The organism is Sulfurospirillum halorespirans DSM 13726, assembly GCF_001723605.1.
Taxonomy (GTDB): domain Bacteria; phylum Campylobacterota; class Campylobacteria; order Campylobacterales; family Sulfurospirillaceae; genus Sulfurospirillum; species Sulfurospirillum halorespirans.
Window position 1 is genome coordinate 1,149,943 of the sequence record NZ_CP017111.1, and the last position, 17,142, is coordinate 1,167,084.

Annotated in this window: 19 protein-coding genes; 12 read left to right on the forward strand and 7 right to left on the reverse strand. The window is 43.0% G+C overall.

Annotated elements, in window-relative coordinates:
• Positions 1-53: 53 nt before the first annotated feature.
• Positions 54-2,477 (forward strand): endopeptidase La, encoded by a 2,424-nt coding sequence (lon, locus tag SHALO_RS05635; RefSeq protein ID WP_069477736.1) that lies wholly within the window; start codon positions 54-56, stop codon positions 2,475-2,477.
• Between the two features lie 46 nt (positions 2,478-2,523).
• Here the strand turns inward: lon and rpsR are convergent, their stop codons facing one another.
• The 6 genes from rpsR to SHALO_RS05665 form a co-directional block, all read right to left on the reverse strand.
• On the reverse strand, positions 2,524-2,790 hold the full coding sequence (gene rpsR / locus SHALO_RS05640) for a 30S ribosomal protein S18 (protein ID WP_012856656.1): 267 nt from the start codon (positions 2,788-2,790) through the stop codon (positions 2,524-2,526).
• A gap of 18 nt (positions 2,791-2,808) precedes the next feature.
• A complete protein-coding gene (locus tag SHALO_RS05645; protein ID WP_025344253.1) occupies positions 2,809-3,315 on the reverse strand; it encodes a single-stranded DNA-binding protein in 507 nt (168 codons plus the stop codon).
• A gap of 13 nt (positions 3,316-3,328) precedes the next feature.
• The gene (gene rpsF / locus SHALO_RS05650) at positions 3,329-3,736 is read right to left on the reverse strand and encodes a 30S ribosomal protein S6 (RefSeq protein WP_025344254.1); all 408 of its coding nucleotides are present in this window, start codon (positions 3,734-3,736) and stop codon (positions 3,329-3,331) included.
• 72 nt (positions 3,737-3,808) lie between these two features.
• Positions 3,809-4,795, reverse strand: a complete 987-nt coding sequence (holA, locus tag SHALO_RS05655) for a DNA polymerase III subunit delta (RefSeq protein WP_069477737.1) — start codon at positions 4,793-4,795, stop codon at positions 3,809-3,811.
• Positions 4,788-6,734 (reverse strand): RNB domain-containing ribonuclease, encoded by a 1,947-nt coding sequence (locus SHALO_RS05660; protein ID WP_069477738.1) that lies wholly within the window; start codon positions 6,732-6,734, stop codon positions 4,788-4,790. Before SHALO_RS05660 ends, holA begins: the two co-directional genes overlap by 8 nt.
• Positions 6,731-7,543: an HDOD domain-containing protein gene (locus SHALO_RS05665; protein WP_069477739.1), complete on the reverse strand. Its 813-nt coding sequence runs from the start codon at positions 7,541-7,543 to the stop codon at positions 6,731-6,733. Before SHALO_RS05665 ends, SHALO_RS05660 begins: the two co-directional genes overlap by 4 nt.
• A gap of 146 nt (positions 7,544-7,689) precedes the next feature.
• Between SHALO_RS05665 and ilvC the strand changes: the two genes are divergently transcribed.
• From ilvC to SHALO_RS05710, 9 genes are read left to right on the forward strand one after another with little or no spacing between them, the layout of a single operon-like run.
• The gene (gene ilvC, locus SHALO_RS05670) at positions 7,690-8,712 is read left to right on the forward strand and encodes a ketol-acid reductoisomerase (protein ID WP_069477740.1); all 1,023 of its coding nucleotides are present in this window, start codon (positions 7,690-7,692) and stop codon (positions 8,710-8,712) included.
• Positions 8,712-9,521 carry a septum site-determining protein MinD gene (gene minD / locus SHALO_RS05675; protein WP_069477741.1) on the forward strand — a complete coding sequence of 270 codons (810 nt, stop codon included), beginning with the start codon at positions 8,712-8,714 and terminating at the stop codon, positions 9,519-9,521. The genes ilvC and minD overlap by 1 nt, the downstream gene beginning before the upstream one ends.
• The gene (gene minE / locus SHALO_RS05680; protein ID WP_025344260.1) at positions 9,518-9,757 is read left to right on the forward strand and encodes a cell division topological specificity factor MinE; all 240 of its coding nucleotides are present in this window, start codon (positions 9,518-9,520) and stop codon (positions 9,755-9,757) included. Before minD ends, minE begins: the two co-directional genes overlap by 4 nt.
• A gap of 8 nt (positions 9,758-9,765) precedes the next feature.
• Entirely contained in the window at positions 9,766-10,902 is a 1,137-nt protein-coding gene (locus tag SHALO_RS05685) for a divergent polysaccharide deacetylase family protein (RefSeq protein ID WP_069477742.1), read from the forward strand.
• The gene (locus tag SHALO_RS05690) at positions 10,902-11,672 is read left to right on the forward strand and encodes a DNA-processing protein DprA (RefSeq protein WP_069477743.1); all 771 of its coding nucleotides are present in this window, start codon (positions 10,902-10,904) and stop codon (positions 11,670-11,672) included. The genes SHALO_RS05685 and SHALO_RS05690 overlap by 1 nt, the downstream gene beginning before the upstream one ends.
• A 9-nt stretch (positions 11,673-11,681) precedes the next feature.
• The gene (locus tag SHALO_RS05695) at positions 11,682-12,485 is read left to right on the forward strand and encodes a sulfite exporter TauE/SafE family protein (RefSeq protein ID WP_069477744.1); all 804 of its coding nucleotides are present in this window, start codon (positions 11,682-11,684) and stop codon (positions 12,483-12,485) included.
• A gap of 22 nt (positions 12,486-12,507) precedes the next feature.
• Entirely contained in the window at positions 12,508-12,981 is a 474-nt protein-coding gene (locus SHALO_RS05700) for a YbaK/EbsC family protein (RefSeq protein WP_025344264.1), read from the forward strand.
• 25 nt (positions 12,982-13,006) lie between these two features.
• Entirely contained in the window at positions 13,007-13,537 is a 531-nt protein-coding gene (locus SHALO_RS05705) for a hypothetical protein (protein ID WP_025344265.1), read from the forward strand.
• Between the two features lie 22 nt (positions 13,538-13,559).
• Positions 13,560-14,771, forward strand: a complete 1,212-nt coding sequence (locus tag SHALO_RS05710) for a hypothetical protein (protein ID WP_069477745.1) — start codon at positions 13,560-13,562, stop codon at positions 14,769-14,771.
• A 40-nt stretch (positions 14,772-14,811) separates the two neighbouring features.
• On the opposite strand, the gene SHALO_RS05715 is transcribed toward SHALO_RS05710, so the two are convergent.
• Complete coding sequence (locus SHALO_RS05715; RefSeq protein WP_069477746.1) at positions 14,812-16,002, reverse strand: L-serine ammonia-lyase; 1,191 nt, start codon at positions 16,000-16,002, stop codon at positions 14,812-14,814.
• A 136-nt stretch (positions 16,003-16,138) separates the two neighbouring features.
• Here SHALO_RS05715 and ruvX point away from each other — a divergent pair, with 136 nt between their 5' ends.
• Together ruvX and SHALO_RS05725 are read left to right on the forward strand one after the other, a co-directional pair.
• Entirely contained in the window at positions 16,139-16,537 is a 399-nt protein-coding gene (ruvX, locus tag SHALO_RS05720) for a Holliday junction resolvase RuvX (RefSeq protein ID WP_069479340.1), read from the forward strand.
• A complete protein-coding gene (locus SHALO_RS05725) occupies positions 16,530-17,138 on the forward strand; it encodes a trimeric intracellular cation channel family protein (RefSeq protein WP_069477747.1) in 609 nt (202 codons plus the stop codon). Before ruvX ends, SHALO_RS05725 begins: the two co-directional genes overlap by 8 nt.
• Positions 17,139-17,142 lie beyond the last annotated feature (4 nt).

Below are 17,142 nucleotides of genomic sequence, written 5' to 3' on the forward strand. Positions count from 1 at the left end.
CTTATGCCCTTACATGTAAACTATTATAAAACACACATAACGGAGATTGAGCGATGAAACTCAGCGACTATACCGCGTTTCCTGCAGACATACCCATTGTCGTAGAAGACAATCTATTTTTATACCCTTTTATGATTTCCCCTCTTTTTTTAACGGATGAAGAGAACATTCGTGCGGCGAACGATGCTCTGGATCACAACTCGTTAGTCATGGTCTGTACCGCCAAAGTTGGCAGTGAACACGGACGCGATTTTAATGCTATTTACCCAGCAGGTGTTATCGGTTCTATCATGCGTAAGGTTGACCTTCCTGATGGACGCGTTAAGATTCTTTTTCAAGGAATGCAAAAAGGAAGAATTTTAAAAGAGCTCACGAGCACGCCACTTCGCGCAACGATAGAGTTGATTCCAACACATCGCTCAGAAGCAATGAAAGTAGACGCAACCTTGGCTGTTTTACGCGAAAAAGTTTCTCTTCTTGGATCACTCGGCGGTCAATTTCCCCCTGATCTTATTAAAACCATTGAAGATAACAGCGACATTCACCGCATCACCGATCTTGTCGCGAGTAGCATGAAACTCAAAAAAGAGCAAGCCTATAAGCTTTTTGTCGAAGAAGATGATGAGACAAGACTTCTCCAACTGATTGATTATGTGATCGAAGAGATTGAGTCAAGTCGTCTTAAAAAAGAGATCAAAACAAAAGTGCATTCACAGATTGAAAAAGTGAATAAAGAGTATTTTTTAAAAGAGCAACTGAAGCAGATTCAAAAAGAGCTAGGAACGGACAACCAACGCGAAGAAGAGATCGAAGAGTACCGTAAAAAGCTCGAAGCGAAAAAAGAGTACATGGAAGAGGATGCGTACAAAGAGATCAAAAAACAGATCGATAAACTTTCGCGCATGCACCCAGATTCTGCGGATGCTAATCTCATTCAAAGCTATCTTGACTGGGTCATTGAGATTCCGTTTGGCAAAGCAGCTAAGAAAAATCTTGACGTCTTAGAGGTTAAATCACAACTCGATAAAGACCATTATTCGCTTGAAAAACCCAAAGAGCGCATCGAAGAGTTTTTTGCCGTGCGTGAATTGCTCGCAAAACGTGGCATTGCTGAAAAAAATGCCAATGGGGCAATCTTATGTTTTGCAGGCCCTCCAGGTGTGGGTAAGACTTCTTTAGCAAACTCGATAGCCAAGGCTTTGAAACGCAAATTAGTGCGTATTGCACTGGGTGGACTCGAAGATGTCAATGAGCTAAGAGGTCACAGACGTACCTACATTGGTGCGATGCCCGGGCGCATTGTGCAAGGTATCATCGAGGCCGAAGAGATGAACCCTGTGGTTGTTTTAGATGAGATCGACAAGGTCGCACGAAGCTTCAGAGGCGATCCAACGGCAGTGCTTTTAGAAGTGCTTGACCCTGAGCAAAATAACAAGTTTAGAGACTATTATCTCAACTTCAACATTGATCTTAGCAAAGTGATTTTCATCGCGACAGCCAATGAAGTAGGCTCGATCCCAGCACCGCTTCGCGATCGTATGGAGTTTATTTTTGTCAATTCCTATACGCCACAAGAGAAGTATGAGATCGCTAAAAAATACCTCATTCCCCAAGAGCTTAAAAAACATGGTTTAAAAAACAATGAGATTAATATCTCTAAGCCTACGTTGCAGCTCATTATCGCGAACTATACCCGTGAATCAGGCGTTAGAAATTTACGTCGAAGAATTGCCGATATTTTGCGAAAAGTAGCCAAACAGCTTTTGACAAATCCAGCAATTGATAAAGTGAGCATTACCAACAGCAATTTAAAAGATTACCTGCCAAAAACCGTCTTTGAAATCGACGAGGTCGATAAAGAGAACAGTGTTGGCATCGTCAATGGGCTTGCGTGGACGAGTGTCGGTGGCGATGTGCTCAAAGTGGAAGCGATTCGTATTCAAGGTAAGGGTGGCATTCAGATCACAGGTTCACTCGGTGATGTGATGAAAGAGTCTGCCAAAATTGCTCTGAGTGTGGTCAAAGTTTTGATCGATAACGGCAAGATTGATGTACCACTTTCCATCATTCCCACCACAGGAATGGATAAAGAAGAGAATGCCAAACAGGTAGAACCTAGCGATGTTTACAGACGTTTTGATCTGCACATTCACGTACCTGAGGGCGCTACTCCTAAAGATGGTCCAAGTGCGGGTGTGACGATGGCAACGGCGATTGCTTCGATTTTGAGTAATAAAAAAGTAAAAAGTGATCTTGCTATGACGGGTGAATTGACCTTAACAGGAAAAGTATTGCCAATTGGGGGATTGAAAGAAAAACTGATAGCAGCGTATAAAGCGAAGATTAAAACTGCACTCATTCCTAAGAAAAACTATGAGAGAGATCTCGATGAGATTCCTGATGAAGTCAAAGAGAAGATGAAAATCATCCCAGTATCTCGTGTGGAAGAAGTGTTGGAGTATGCGTTAGTGAAGTAGAGAAGAAGAAGCTAGATGGGAGACCATCTAGCTTTACATGTAAGACTTATTGTTGAAGTTGTTCGAAAGGCACAGCAACGACTTTTTGAGTGTCGATGATGTAAGGAATAACTGCTGTAGCACGAGCGCGTTTGATCGCTAGTTCTACCATCTCTTGATGTCTTTTGCAGTTACCTGTCAAACGACGTGGCATAATTTTGTATCTCTCGGAGAGAGAATGTCTCAAAATTTTTGCATCTTTATAGTCAATGTATTCTACTTTTGCTTCACAGTATTTGCAGTATTTGCGTGCAAATTTTCTTTTCTCTGCCATTTTTTATCCTTTTATGTGCTAAAACGGTATTTCGTCATCGTTAATATCGATGTCCGGAATCTCATGACCACTGTATTCAGGAGTCGTCTGTTTTGGATAGGCTGCAGGTTTTTGTGCGTTAGCATTGTTGTAGCCAACATTCGGTGTTCCTGTTGGTTCACCATAACTTCCACCCTCAACGCCACCACTCTCTTGTCCACCGCGTGAGTCAATCATCTGGAGTGTTTCAACGGTAATAGAGTGCTTTGAGCGCTTTACACCTTGTTGGTCGGTCCATTGATCGAGCTTTAAACGACCTTCTACCAATACTTTTTTGCCACGGCTAAGGTATTGGTTAGCGATTTCTGCAGTACGTCCAAAAAAAGTGATGTCGATAAAGCAAACCTCTTCGCCTTGGCTTCCATCTTGCTTTTTGAAGCGACGATTGGTCGCAAGTCCAGTGGTACAAACCGCACCACCACTAGGGAGGTAACGAAGCTCGCAGTCACGTGTGAGGTTTCCAAGCATAACGACTCTATTGAACATCATGGCTCCTTAATTAAGCTTCAGTTGTAACAGTTTCTTCTACGATCTCTTTAGATTCGACAACCGCAGGAGCTGGTGCATCACTTTTTTTAGTGATTTTTTCAACTTGTTTGTTCCAAAATCTAAGCTCTTTTTGATTTTCAAATTTAACAGTCATAAAGCGAATAAACTCTTCAGTAATTCTGATAAGTCTCTCAACTTCAGCAATAGCAGGTGTTGGGGAAGTAAAGTAGAATACTACATACGTTCCACGCTCAAATTTATCGATTTGATACGCAAGTTTACGTGTACCCATCTCAAGTGTTGCAGCGATCACTGCACCGTTTTTCTCTAAAATTTCTTTTAGATAGTTTAGTTTTGCTTGTAGTTCTTCTACGGTTAATGTAGGTTTTACTACAACAAGCAACTCATAATGTCGCATCGTTTCTCCTTCTGGATTTCACCCAAATAGTGTGTATTTGAGTAAGGATTTTTAGAATAGGCGTGGATTATACTACAAATAACTTTGAAGTTTTATTAAGCTTGAAAGTAAGTAACTGCTCTTTTCAAGGTTGCCCACTTTTTTCAAGCGGTACTCCGCATCGATGAGTTGGGCGCAAAGCTTCTGATAGGTTGCAAGATCGATCTTAATTGAGTGCTGGGAGCGTTGCGCCGCAAGCTGTGGTGGAAGAGGGTACCCAAGAATGGCTTTGGCATCGAACGCGCCATGCAGTTTAATGTAGGCATGAAATAAAAAGAGTTGTGAAACGTGCGCTTGAATCGCGTTAATAATGCGAATTTCTTCAACGCCATCGCCTTCAACGAGACGTTCAAACTCCTCTTTAATGTCTTTTTTCTCCAATAGTTTCGTGATGAAATGATCCATGGAAACAGAACCGAGTCCATAAACCAAGGTATTAATATCGTTGATGCCAATCTCACGACCGAGCACCAAAAGCTTTTCGCATTCATTGACACACAAGGAAAGATCTTCAGAGTGGATCATGTAGAGATGTTGCAATGCGTAGCGGTCAATGGAGAGTCCAACCGCATTGGCGTGGTTTTGAAGTAACTGCATTGCTTCGTTAAAATCAGCTTTAAAGAGACGGACAAAGGCACCGTCATTTTGTTTTTCAAAAATTTTTGTCAGAGGTGTTGCTTTCTTATCTTCGCCAAAATACTGGTAGATAAAATAGCTTGAATCGTTTTTAGCGCAGAGACTCACAAGGGTTTCAACCTCTTTGGAAGGAATCGTTTTATCGGTTTTAACAATTAAGATATTGCGATCACCAAAGAGCGAAGATTGGGAGAGAAAATTCTTAGCGGATGTGAAGTTGTATTCATCAAAATACATCATTACTTTCTCTTCACTCGCTGCTTGTAACAGTGTGAGAAGTTGGTGGGCAAGGGCGTTATTTTGATAGGCACAGGCACCGTAAAAAAGCGTTGATTTGGGGGCTTTGTTGGCTTTTAAAACGCCTTCAAATTCTCTTTTATACATCAAAACTCCTGGTCACTCTGGCATAAATTCGAGCGGTTGCGATATTGCTCTCGACAATTTTAACTTCAATGCGTTGCAGTAAATGCACATCATTGTCGAGTAAAAAGATGCGCGCACCTTTGAGTTCATCGTCCAGTTTGGCAATCGGATTTTGTTCGGTTTCGACGACAATCGCTTTGAAATTATCGCCTACATGTAAAGCCATATAGCGTGCAAATTTGCGGTCCATATAATCCCACGCCACTTTGTCACTTTCACGTTCCAGCGCACTGATTTGTTCACACAATGGCGCAATGTCTTTGAGTAAAAAGGTCAGCTTTTTTTCGTCATTTGCCATTTTTGCTTTTAAAAGACGGTGCAAGGTGAGGTCACTGTAACGACGAATGGGGGAGGTGAAATGGGTGTAGATGTCAAATCCAAGTCCAAAATGTCCCTTGTTTTCAGGCTCGTAAATCGCCTTTTTTTGGCTTTTGATGATGAGTTTATCGACCTCTTCACGAAGGTCTAATACATCGGCTTTGGCTTGAATGCCTTGAATCATTTTAGGAAGGTCGCTACTCAGTTTAGCATTGATGCCAATCAGTGCGAGGTCATTCAAAAGCATCTCCATGCGCTCGTACGAAGGGCTTTCATGGGTTCTAAAGATACCAAAACCCAGTTTTTTAGCCGCCGCTTTATTGGCTAAGAGCATACAATCTTCAATCAAACCGTGCGAAGGCGTCTCCTCTTCTACGGTGGTGGAGATTAAGTTTTGGTCTGCATCAACTCTCATTCGCACTTCGGAAGAGCGAAACGAAAAGGCATTTTCAAGCCTCATGTCACGTAGTTTTTGTGTCAGTGAATGTAAGGTCAAGAGGTACGCTAAGATTGTTTGATCGGCTGCATCTGCATCGTCGGTTTTTCCTTGCAAGAAAAGATCAATTTTCTCGTAGGTGTAGCGCTTTGTGGAGTGGATGATGCTCTCAAAAAGCTCCTCTTTGATCGGTTTACATGTAAGCGGATCGAGGGTGATTTTGAAGGTGTAAGCAAGGCGGTCGACATTGGGTTTGAGGGAGCAGATATTTTCACTTAATGAGCGTGGAAGCATGGGGATCGATTTATGGGGAAAATAGATCGAAAAGCCGCGCTCAATCGCCTCTTTATCAATCGCTCCCATCGCATAAACGTATTCGCTGACATCGGCAATCGCCACGTAAAGGATGTAGTTTTTGACATCAAAATAGATCGCATCATCAAAATCTTTGGCATCCACGGGATCAATCGTACAAAAAGGTAAATTCGTGAGGTCAACACGATGCGGATAGTACGCCTTATCCACAAAATCGCCATGACTTTTAGCCTCGGTTTCGGCCTCTTTAGTGAAAAATTCTTTTTTATCAAACAGTGCCAAAGAGATTTTCTCATCGACCAAGGGATCATCCAGCACCCCTAAAACCTCTTCGATGGCATTGGTGATATTATCGATCTTTAAAACACTTCCCAATGGAAGTTGCTTGAGCGATTTTTGACTCGCGGTGATCTCAAAGATGGATGCGTTTTTGACATTAACGCCAATGACTTTGCCTTTGCTCATTTTGGTGTAAACGATGCTTTTGGCAAAAGCGCGCTGGGCGATGTAGACAACGACGGCTTTGGCACGTCCGCCTCGTTTATTGGTGACACGCTTGGCAACCACCAAGTCACCTCGCATCGCACCATGCAGTCCTGAAGCTTCGACAATAAGGTCTTTGGAACGTGTTGGCTCTAGCGCGCTTAAATAGCCTGTTCCGCTAAACGAAACGTCCATTTTACCCACGACATGGGAAGGCTCAAGCTCAAAAAGACCATTGTGTGCGACAAGGGCTCGAAGTTGGATCAAGGTTTGAAAATGGGGGAGAAAAGGGGCTGGCACATCAGCTTGTGCTACCCCTTCTTTAAGGCTTGAAAGAAAGTTTTTCACTGTTTAAATTGCTCTACGGTTTGTAAAAATGGCTCAGCATCAAGTCCGTATGATTCTAAAAGCGTGAGTGCGTGTTTGATGGAAGGCTCATCGAGTTGTCCGAAGATATTGATGCTGTTTCTGACCACATTCAGTGCTTCAGAGAACGTACGGATGTGCTCTTGAGCTTCCTGTGGGTCATTGCAAAACTTGATCGATTCGACCAGTTCACTCTCTAAATTCCACTGCTCAAAAATCTTTGCAGTGATCTCTTCGTTGGAAAAACCGACATACTCTTTTTCGAGTACGGAGAGTTCTTGAGGTGTTTTCATCGAATCAAGCGCCGTTTTAAAGGCACTCTCTTTTTGTTGTTCAATGAGCTCGTGCGCGATGATGATTTTGCCAACTTCCATCATAAAAGCAGCAGGTTGAAGCACATCAAGCATTGCTTTGTTGACTTTGGAATACCATTTGAACATGAAGGTGCTTTGAAGCGTGCTGATCTCTAAAAACGTTGTGTTGGAGAGATGATACGGGGAGAGATCGATTTTGATATTTTGTTTGATAGCACTTGAAAGCGCAAAACCACGCACGGTTGCCATGCCAAAAAGCGATACCGCATGGGCGATATTTTTAATCTCTCTGCTAAAGCCGTAAAGAGGAGAATTAGAAGATTTTAAGATATTGGCTGTGAGCATCGGATCGCTTTCAACGACTTTGACAAGATCCGCTAAAGAACTATTTTTATCGACGCAAATACGCTGAATCTTCAAAACCGTATCGTCAAGAGGCGGAAGTGCTTTGATTTTTTTTAAAATATTTTCGTCCATAAAGGGTTCCTATTTCGAGTGATTTGTTTATAGCCAAATTTTATCTCTTGTTGGTTTATAGTTTCCTTTGCCCGTTTACATGTAACGTTTTTAAGTAACGTTGCTGTAAAATACCGACATTTAATATTACATGTAAGGATTGACAAATGGCAATAACCGTCTTTTATGACAAAGATTGTGATTTAAGCATTATTCGCTCAAAAAAAGTAGCGATGATCGGTTTTGGTTCCCAAGGACATGCGCACGCAGAAAACCTTCGTGATAGCGGTGTAGAAGTCGTTGTAGGTCTTAGAAAAGAGGGTAGTTCATGGGCAAAAGCAGAAGCAAAAGGGTTTAAAGTTTTAAGCGTTGGCGAAGCTACCAAATATGCGGATGTTATTATGATCTTATTGCCAGATGAGATGCAAGGCGATGTCTTTGCTGCTGAAATTAAACCAAACCTAAGTGCGGGTAAAGCGATTGCATTTGGACATGGTTTTAACATCCATTACGGTCAAATCGTTACGCCAAAAGGCATTGACTGCATCATGATCGCTCCAAAAGCGCCAGGGCACACCGTACGAAGTGAGTTTGTAAACGGCGGAGGCATTCCCGATCTTATCGCGGTCGATCAAGATGCAACAGGCAATGCAAAAGCATTAGCACTGAGTTATGCTTCAGCCATTGGTGGTGGACGTACAGGAATTATTGAGACAACGTTCAAAGATGAAACGGAGACCGATCTTTTCGGTGAGCAAGCGGTTCTTTGTGGTGGCGCAACAGCCCTTGTAGAAGCGGGTTTCCAAACATTGGTTGAAGCGGGTTATGAGCCTGAGATGGCATACTTTGAGTGTTTGCATGAGCTTAAACTTATTGTTGATTTGATGTACCAAGGCGGTATCGCTGATATGCGTTATTCTATCTCTAACACCGCAGAGTATGGTGATTATGTGAGTGGAAAACGTGTCATTAACGCTGAGTCAAAAGCGGCGATGAAAGAGATTTTGGCTGAAATCCAAGATGGTCGTTTTGCCAAAGATTTTATTTTAGAGCGCAAAGCGGGTTACACGCGCATGAACGCAGAACGTGCTAAAACGGAGAGAAGTTTACTAAATCAAACGGGTGAGAAACTTCGTTCAATGATGCCTTGGATCACTTCTAAAAAAATCATCAACAAAGACAAAAACTAATGGGTATAGTTATTACCGTAACGTCCGGTAAAGGTGGGGTGGGTAAATCCACCACCACTGCTAATCTAGCCGTAGGACTTGCAAATTTAGGCAAAAAAGTGGTTGCGATTGACTTTGACATAGGGCTTAGAAATCTCGACATGATCTTAGGACTTGAAAATCGCATCGTGTATGATGTGGTCGATGTAATGGAAGGTCGTTGTAACCTTGCACAAGCGCTGATCAACGATAAAAAATCCAAATCACTTTACTTCTTACCTGCGAGTCAAACCAAAGATAAAGATATTTTGAATAAAGATAAAGTCAAAGCGTTGATCGAAAACCTCAAAGAGAGTTTTGATTTCGTGATGATTGACTCACCTGCGGGAATTGAGAGCGGGTTTGAACACTCTATTTTCCTAGCAGACCGCGCGTTGATCGTCTCTACGCCTGATGTGAGTTCTGTTCGTGATGCGGATCGTGTGATTGGCATTATTGATGCTAAAAGCGAGCGTGCTAAAAATGGCTTGGAAGTCGAAAAACACATCATCATCAACCGAATCAAACCCGAGATGGTCGATGCAGGCAACATGCTCAGCGTTGACGATGTTTTAAGTATTCTTGCTCTTCCACTGATTGGTATTGTGCCTGATGATGAAGATATTATCACCTCCACTAACACAGGCTCACCGATTGTCAACAAAGATAAATCACTTTCAGCCGAAGCGTACCGCAATATCGCGCGTCGTATTTTAGGCGAAGAGGTCGAATTTTTAGATATTCGTGTGAAGAAAGGACTGATGGCAACCTTGAAAGGAATGTTCAAATGAGTTTCTTTGACACTCTTTTTGGTCGTTCTAAACCTACCGCAGATGTGGCAAAAAATCGTCTGAAAATCATGCTTGCCCATGAGAGAGCCAGTTGTAAATTGCCTTATATGGATGATTTGCGCAATGATCTCATTGCCGTCATTCGCAAGTATACCAAAGTTGAAGATGTAAAAATTACCTCTCAAACGAATCAAAATATTGAGTTATTAGAAGTCGAAGTCATTCTTGGAAAGTAAGTGTATTGATGGTAAAAAAGATTAAAGAAAAACGCCCAAAAAAAGAGACGCCTTCGTTGAATGAGATCAAATCAGCTAAGCTTAAAAAGTACAGCCTTATCTTAATGCTCATTTTAACCCTCAGCATGATTGCTTTTGGAACCTATTTGTATATGACGACCTCGTATCAGCATTACAAAATAGTGCAAAAAGATCAAAAAGCGTCTAGCGATGCGTTAATGCAGAAGATGAAGCAGATGCTTGATGAGGAAAAAGCGCGTCAAGCGACACTGCCACCTCCTCCTTCTCCTGTGGCTGAAACCAATGTCTCAACCGTTGTTGAAAACAATCAAAGCAGTGAAAAACCTCTTGAAAACAATGAGACGCATGTCGTCCAACAGACTCCTGAAGAGGAGAGCAAAGCGCAGGAACGCTCCGAAGTACATGACTATGAGCGCAGTCTCAAAGAGAGTGGCAAACCTGCTCGTCCTCATGACATTGTGCGTAAAAAATATCCCGAAGGTACAACGCCTAGGCTTGCCATTATCATCGATGATGTCTCGTTTCCTTGGCAAACGCGTTCGATAAAAGAGATTCCTTACAAAGTAACGCCTTCGTTTTTTCCACCCACCAAAGGGCATCCTGAAACGGTACGCATGTCACATGAGTTTCCGTTTGCGATGATTCATCTTCCGATGGAGTCGAAAAACTACTCGTCACCTGAACCTGAAACGCTCAATATTGTCGATTCGAGCGAGGTGATCGAAAAGCGCATCAAACGCATCAAAGAGTGGTTCCCTCAAATTATCTATTACAATAACCATACGGGTGGATCGTATACAGCGGATTATAACGCGATGGATCGTTTGGTAAAAGTGCTCAAAGAAAATGGGCTCATTTTTGTCGATAGCCGTACCGTTGGCAACTCGAAAGCGCCTGAAATTACGAAAAAATACGGGATGTTTCTCTACTCGCGTGATGTCTTTTTGGACAATTCACTCGATAAAAACTTGATTCGCATTCAGCTCAAAGAGGCTGTAACGAAGGCTAAGAAATTTGGTTATGCCATTGCCATTGGGCATCCACACAAAAATACCTTAGAGGTTCTTAGGGATTCCAAAGATCTTTTAAACGGTGTGGAAATGGTCTATCTGAAAGATTTGTAATGATTCAAACGATAGACTTTCACGTCCCTGAATTGGAGATGATGAAAGTCTATCCCAATCCTCTTTTCGCTCTGGGCAATCTTGCCCTTCTCAAACGCCCTAAAATCTCCATCGTTGGCACACGCCACCCCATTACGTACACAAAAATTTACACCCAAGAACTGGCTCAAAAACTCTCCAATGCGGGTGTCTGCATCGTGAGCGGAGGTGCGCAAGGGGTTGATGGTATCGCGCACCAAGCAGCAGGCATTTCCAATACCATTATGGTCGCAGGAACGGGGTTAGATATTCGCTACCCTGCTTTACATGTAAAGCTGATTGAAGGTATCGAAAAAGAGGGGTTGGTGCTCAGTCAATTTGAAGCAGGACAGCCTTCAATGAAGTGGAATTTTCCGCTGCGCAACGAATTAGTCGTCGCCCTTGGTGAGGTACTGATTGTTACCCAAGCCGATCTTAAAAGTGGCACGATGCACAGCATCGAATTTGCGCTTAAAATGCAAAAGCCCATTTATGTCCTTCCGCACCGTTTGGGTGAGAGCGAAGGAACGAATTGGCTTTTGAAACAAAACTTAGCGACGCCACTGCATGACGTGGACTCGTTTGTTGCACAGTTTGGGCAGAGTGATCTTACATGTAAGGATGAATTTTTAAATTATTGCTCTACGCAACCGCTCTACCATGAAGCCGTGGAAAAATACGCGGATAAAGTATTTGAATATGAATGTTTAGGTAAAATTAGGGTTGAAAATGGGCGCATCAAGCGCGCGTAAAGGAAGAGCATGGGTTTTGAATGGATTGTGGCTTTTTTAGTGCTAGGATTGGTCGTTGGGTTTATGGCGGGGCTTTTAGGAATTGGCGGAGGTGGCATTATGGTGCCTATGCTGACGTCGATTTTCTTGGCACAAGGCGTTCCTGTGGAGCAAGTGGTGCATATGGCACTTGGAACCTCGATGGCTTCCATCATCTTTACCTCGTTTGCGAGTATGCGCGCACACCATAAAAAAGGTGCGGTGATGTGGAATGTGGTCAAATACATGGCAGGCGGCGTCGTCATTGGAACCTTTGCAGCAACGTTCTTAGCCACCTACATGAAATCCGTGCAATTGGCGATCTTCTTTGCCATCTTTATGGCGTATGTTTCGATTCAAATGGCGATCGATAAAAAACCCAAACCGAGTCGCGAACTCTCCACGCCTCCATCGCTTTTTGGCGCAGGTTCGTTTATCGGCATCATTTCTGCATTGGTCTCCATCGGTGGAGGATCTCTCACTGTGCCCTATCTTGTGTGGCAAAATGTGGATCTTAAACGTGCGATTGCGACCTCTGCGGCGATTGGATTTCCTCTCTCCATCGCAGGAACTGTGGGCTACGTTCTCAATGGCATGCTACACGCTGAAGCAGGGTCTGATATGATGTTAGGGTTTGTCTATCTTCCAGCCGTTGTGCTGATCTCCCTCGTCAGTTACTTTACCGCTCCGTTGGGGGCGAAAATGGCGCATACCCTTCCTGTTGGCAAGCTCAAAAAGATTTTTGCGTTGCTTTTAATGCTTCTAAGCATCAAGATGCTCAGCTCCGTCATTTAGCGTTACATGTAAAAGGGTTAAGATGGCATTGGAAAAAGTCAAAGCTTATTTTAGAACGCAGGGGATGGAAGAGCGCGTCATTGAGTTTCAAGCATCCAGTGCAACGGTTGAACTTGCCGCTATGGCATTGTGTTGTGCGCCTGAGCGTATTGCTAAAAGTCTCTCGTTTTATGCAGAAGAAGGTGCTATACTCATCGTGGTTGCAGGCGATGCAAAAGTGGATAATCAAAAATTTAAAGAGCAGTTTAACCTCAAAGCCAAGATGCTTAAAGCAGAAGATGTTGAGCCCCTTATCGGGCATGGCATCGGGGGCGTGTGCCCTTTTGGGGTTAATGAAAAAGTACATGTTTATCTCGATATTTCGCTCAAACGCTTTGATATGGTCTATCCTGCCGCAGGAAGTTCTAACAGTGCAATTGCATTAGATTTAGAAGCTTTAGAAGTGCATTCCAAAGCCTTGAGCTGGGTGGATGTCTGTAAAAACTGGCAGAATTAGCCTTATATGTAACAAAGGAAAGATAATGCAAAGAAGAGGTTGTTTATGGGCTCTTCTCGTGCCATCATTGCTCTTATGCGCTACGACACGCGATCTTTTTGAAGAGAGCAAACCTGCGATGGTGAGCACCTGTATGGAGCGCGTTGAGATTAATAATAGTCTCACGCCTGTTGATCTGTTTAAATCCAGTGCGATCTGTGTTGAAGAAAAAAAATACGCTGAGGCGGTTGATCTTTATCTGGTCGCTACGGCGTACGGCTATTTTGACAGTGCCCGTGTGATTGATAAAAGTACAAGAGACACGCTAGAATCGCTCAAAACAGAGAATTTTGGCCCCCTTGATGCGAGTAAACGCAACCAATTTGCCGAAGCCTTGCGCGCTAGATTGGACGATATGAAATCCAGCTGTCGATTTTTAGAACAACTAGGAAGTCCCTCATACTACCCCAAATACATGGTTCAAAACGGTGTCACACGCGGCGATGGACTTATCTTAAATTATGATGCGAAAGCATTGTGGCAAGAGACACGGAGCGATTATTTGAGATGCCCGTAAAATAGAATAACAAGGCGATTTTATGTATGCAACGTCTTCATATGATATTTTTTTGAGATTTCACCGTAAATTATGGGATATGCTCTTTGTGGGATTTTTTTGTATAACACTTTCCTATGCTGACACGACAAATAATGATTGGGTGAGAGTGTATGACGGTAAAATTGCAGAAATTTATCTTCAAAGTGACACGACAATGGATTCAACTCCCATTTCTTTAGATAAAGTCATTATTGCTATCAGTGCTGATCCAAAAGAGAAAGAGTATGTTGATAGAAACAGTCCGTTGATTCTTGTAGAATATATGACAGGCAAACGAAGCAAAGCTGGGTGTATTTATACTCCAAATGGATTAGATATCTTCAAAAATTTTGTAGGTTTTGCCTCAGATGAATGTAAAAAAATACAAGGATTAGAAAAGGTTCAAACAGCATTCAATAAATGCAATGAAAAACATTATGATGCTTTTTTTGTGTCATTTGACCTTTCTCAAACACGATGCTTAAATGGACTCGATGGAGACGATGACGTACATCGTGAAAATCTCTCTATTAAACCTTCTCATAAAGATGACTATGTTATTGCAACATGGTCTAGTTTTGATAGTAACTATAAAAAAATCCCATCTTCTGAGTTTAAAAATTATTATAGAGCTGAACGTGGTTTTATTCGTAACTATTATAATACATACCAGAATAAAATTTTTGGGGGAGAAGATTATGGTCAGCCTTTTGGATGCTTTACAAAAGAGGTACCTAAAAACTATGCTTATGACAGTTCATTTTATGTTGAGATGAATGACCCTTATGATCATGTGGCATTATGGCAAAAGCAATATCTCATTAAAACAAAGGGTTTTTATGATAGCGACCTTTGGTGGGCATGGCGAGTGATAGATGAACCCATTAGCATTGGAATAAATCTCAATGATGGAACGGCACTTTTAAAAGGAGTGAGTAGTATTTTAAGAGTGCGCTATGTTGATGGAGAGACAAAAGCACCTGAATCTATCGTAAAAGTTAAAGAACCAAGTGAGATACGAGCTTACTTTAATAAGCATGGCGGATTGCAAAATTGCACAGGAGAAGACATAGCAGCTTGTGGGAGTTGTAGTCTTGATTATGTCCCTAAATACCCAGAAAGCGAAAAATTAACACGAGAAGATTTTTATAAAACGATTATTGAAGCTACTGATAAAATCATTCAAGAATTCTTTGAGCAAGGAGATAAATAATGGCACTCATTTATCTTCCTAATCCTTTACATGTAAAGCACTAAAGATAACGTTTTGCTAGACCACCCAGAGAGGTCTCTTTGTACTTCGTGTTCATATCTTTTCCCGTTTCGACCATCGTTTGGATGATCTCATCGAAGCTTACTTTATGCGCTCCATCGGTGTAGGAGGTGTACTCCGCCGCGTCAATGGCGCGGATCGCCGCAACCGCGTTGCGCTCGATGCAGGGTACTTGCACGTAGCCAGCGATGGGATCGCACGTCATGCCAAGGTGATGCTCTAGCCCCATCTCCGCGGCATAATCAATCTGTTGCAAATTGCCGCCAAAGAGGTACGATGCCATGCCTGCTGCCATCGAACACGCTACGCCTACTTCGCCTTGACAACCTACTTCTGCGCCTGAAATGGAGCCATTAAACTTCACGATATTTCCCAAAAGCCCTGCAACGGCAAGGGCGCGTAGACAATCGGTTTGATCTAAATTGTACAGCTCTTTGAGATAACGAAGCACGGCTGGAACGACGCCACAGGCACCGCACGTCGGTGCAGTCACGACGATGTTGCCCGAAGCGTTCTCTTCGCTCGTGGCAAGGGCATAGGCGAAGATGATCCCATGCGCTCGTTTTTCTTCTTTGCGCGCTTTGGCAAAGAACTTGGAGGCTTTCCTTGGGTATTGGAGGATGCCTGGCAGGACGCCTGATTGTTTTAAGCCTCGATCGATCGTGGTTTGCATACTCGCCCACACTTCGGCAAGATACTCCCAGATCGCTTCACCTTCGTACGTTTCGACGTATTGCCACAGCTCTTTGTGCTCATCATGGCACCACTGCATAATGGCATTAAACGATGTGAGCGGATAGATCGAAGGCTCAGAGATAGGATTTTCACCTGCTTCTTTAAGCGCGCTACCGCCTACACTGTAGACTTCCCACGAGCCTAAAAGTTCTTGTTTATCATTGAAGGCTTCAAACAACATGCCATTGGAGTGAAAGGGTTTTGTGATGTCGGGGCGAAAGAGGATTTCAACACCTACTGAGGCGAGGGCTTGATGCAGGGCGTCGTCGGTTAAGTGACCTTTGCCTGTTGCGGCGAGTGAGCCAAAAAGGGTTACGCGGTATAACGAAGCGTTAGGAAAGCGTTTTTTAAAGATCGTCCCCGCATTAAAAGGTCCCATCGTGTGGCTTGAAGAGGGTCCATGACCTATACAGTAAAATGTTCTAAGTGATTGCATGACACACCTTTTGGCACGAAAAATTGTGGTGGATTATAGCACAGAATACGCTTTACATGTAAAGAGAAAAAGAGCGCTTTAAATCAATCTTGGATAGAATAAATGAATTCCAACAAATGAGTTTTATGTGAAAAAAATGGCAAGTATTGATATTGGGTTAAAGCGTATTGGTGTAGCACTTTGTTTGAGCTTAGGCATCGTATCCCCGCAAGAGGCGATACTGCGTAAAAACCGTGACCAAGCTGCACACGATGTCGATGCTTTTTTAAATGAGTGGAACATCGAGCTTTTGGTTGTGGGGCTTCCCAAAGGTGGCAGTAGCAGTGACGAGATGGAGAGGCGCATCAAACATTTTGTGAGTTTGCTAAAATTTAGCGGCGAAGTTGTCTATCAAGATGAGTATGGTTCTAGCAATGAAGCCAAAGAGATGATGCAAGGCGTTGTGCGTCAAAAGCGCGATGGGCGCATCGACTCGATGGCGGCTAAAGTGATTTTGGAGCGCTACTTGGACGCGTTAAAGGCAAGCCATGGTTGAGCTTGAAGTCGCCGAAATTATCGGTACCATTGCATTTGCGCTGAGTGGTTTTTACGTGGCGGTCAAGGAAAAACTTGATCTTTTGGGCATTTTTATCGCTTCGTTTTTAACGGCACTTGGCGGTGGATTGGTGCGTGATATGCTGTGTGATCGTGCTCCGTACACCTTTACGCATCTCATGCCTTCTATTTTGGTGATTGCTGTGATTCTTTTGAGCACGCTTCTAAAACTTCACCTAAAAGGGGAGATAGAGAAAAAGTTTTATTTTATTATCAGCGATACATTGGGGCTGGTTTCATTTTCGATTTCAGGGGCACTCATTGCTCTGCAAGTGGAGTTTAACTTTTTTGGTGTCGTGCTGATGGCGCTCGTAACCGCCGTGGGTGGTGGTGTCATAAGGGACATCTTGCTCAACCGCGTACCATTGCTTTTGATCAGTGAATTTTACGGCACCGTTTCGCTGTTAGTCGGGGCGATTTTATTTATCTTTGCGCAGTTTGACATCAGCGGCTATTTGCCTGTGATGGTTGTTTTTGCCTTTGGCGTGGCGTTACGGTTGTTGGCGTATTACAAACAGTGGCATTTGCCAAAAATTGGGTAAGGTT

Excerpts from the sequence above, each read along its gene's own strand:
- lon (WP_069477736.1), top strand. The coding sequence starts at position 54 with ATGAAACTCAGCGACTATACCGCGTTTCCTGCAGACATACCCATTGTC.
- rpsR (WP_012856656.1), bottom strand. The coding sequence starts at position 2,790 with ATGGCAGAGAAAAGAAAATTTGCACGCAAATACTGCAAATACTGTGAA.
- SHALO_RS05645 (WP_025344253.1), bottom strand. The coding sequence starts at position 3,315 with ATGTTCAATAGAGTCGTTATGCTTGGAAACCTCACACGTGACTGCGAG.
- rpsF (WP_025344254.1), bottom strand. The coding sequence starts at position 3,736 with ATGCGACATTATGAGTTGCTTGTTGTAGTAAAACCTACATTAACCGTA.
- holA (WP_069477737.1), bottom strand. The coding sequence starts at position 4,795 with ATGTATAAAAGAGAATTTGAAGGCGTTTTAAAAGCCAACAAAGCCCCC.
- SHALO_RS05665 (WP_069477739.1), bottom strand. The coding sequence starts at position 7,543 with ATGGACGAAAATATTTTAAAAAAAATCAAAGCACTTCCGCCTCTTGAC.
- ilvC (WP_069477740.1), top strand. The coding sequence starts at position 7,690 with ATGGCAATAACCGTCTTTTATGACAAAGATTGTGATTTAAGCATTATT.
- minD (WP_069477741.1), top strand. The coding sequence starts at position 8,712 with ATGGGTATAGTTATTACCGTAACGTCCGGTAAAGGTGGGGTGGGTAAA.
- minE (WP_025344260.1), top strand. The coding sequence starts at position 9,518 with ATGAGTTTCTTTGACACTCTTTTTGGTCGTTCTAAACCTACCGCAGAT.
- SHALO_RS05685 (WP_069477742.1), top strand. The coding sequence starts at position 9,766 with ATGGTAAAAAAGATTAAAGAAAAACGCCCAAAAAAAGAGACGCCTTCG.
- SHALO_RS05690 (WP_069477743.1), top strand. The coding sequence starts at position 10,902 with ATGATTCAAACGATAGACTTTCACGTCCCTGAATTGGAGATGATGAAA.
- SHALO_RS05695 (WP_069477744.1), top strand. The coding sequence starts at position 11,682 with ATGGGTTTTGAATGGATTGTGGCTTTTTTAGTGCTAGGATTGGTCGTT.
- SHALO_RS05700 (WP_025344264.1), top strand. The coding sequence starts at position 12,508 with ATGGCATTGGAAAAAGTCAAAGCTTATTTTAGAACGCAGGGGATGGAA.
- SHALO_RS05705 (WP_025344265.1), top strand. The coding sequence starts at position 13,007 with ATGCAAAGAAGAGGTTGTTTATGGGCTCTTCTCGTGCCATCATTGCTC.
- SHALO_RS05710 (WP_069477745.1), top strand. The coding sequence starts at position 13,560 with ATGTATGCAACGTCTTCATATGATATTTTTTTGAGATTTCACCGTAAA.
- SHALO_RS05715 (WP_069477746.1), bottom strand. The coding sequence starts at position 16,002 with ATGCAATCACTTAGAACATTTTACTGTATAGGTCATGGACCCTCTTCA.
- ruvX (WP_069479340.1), top strand. The coding sequence starts at position 16,139 with ATGGCAAGTATTGATATTGGGTTAAAGCGTATTGGTGTAGCACTTTGT.
- SHALO_RS05725 (WP_069477747.1), top strand. The coding sequence starts at position 16,530 with ATGGTTGAGCTTGAAGTCGCCGAAATTATCGGTACCATTGCATTTGCG.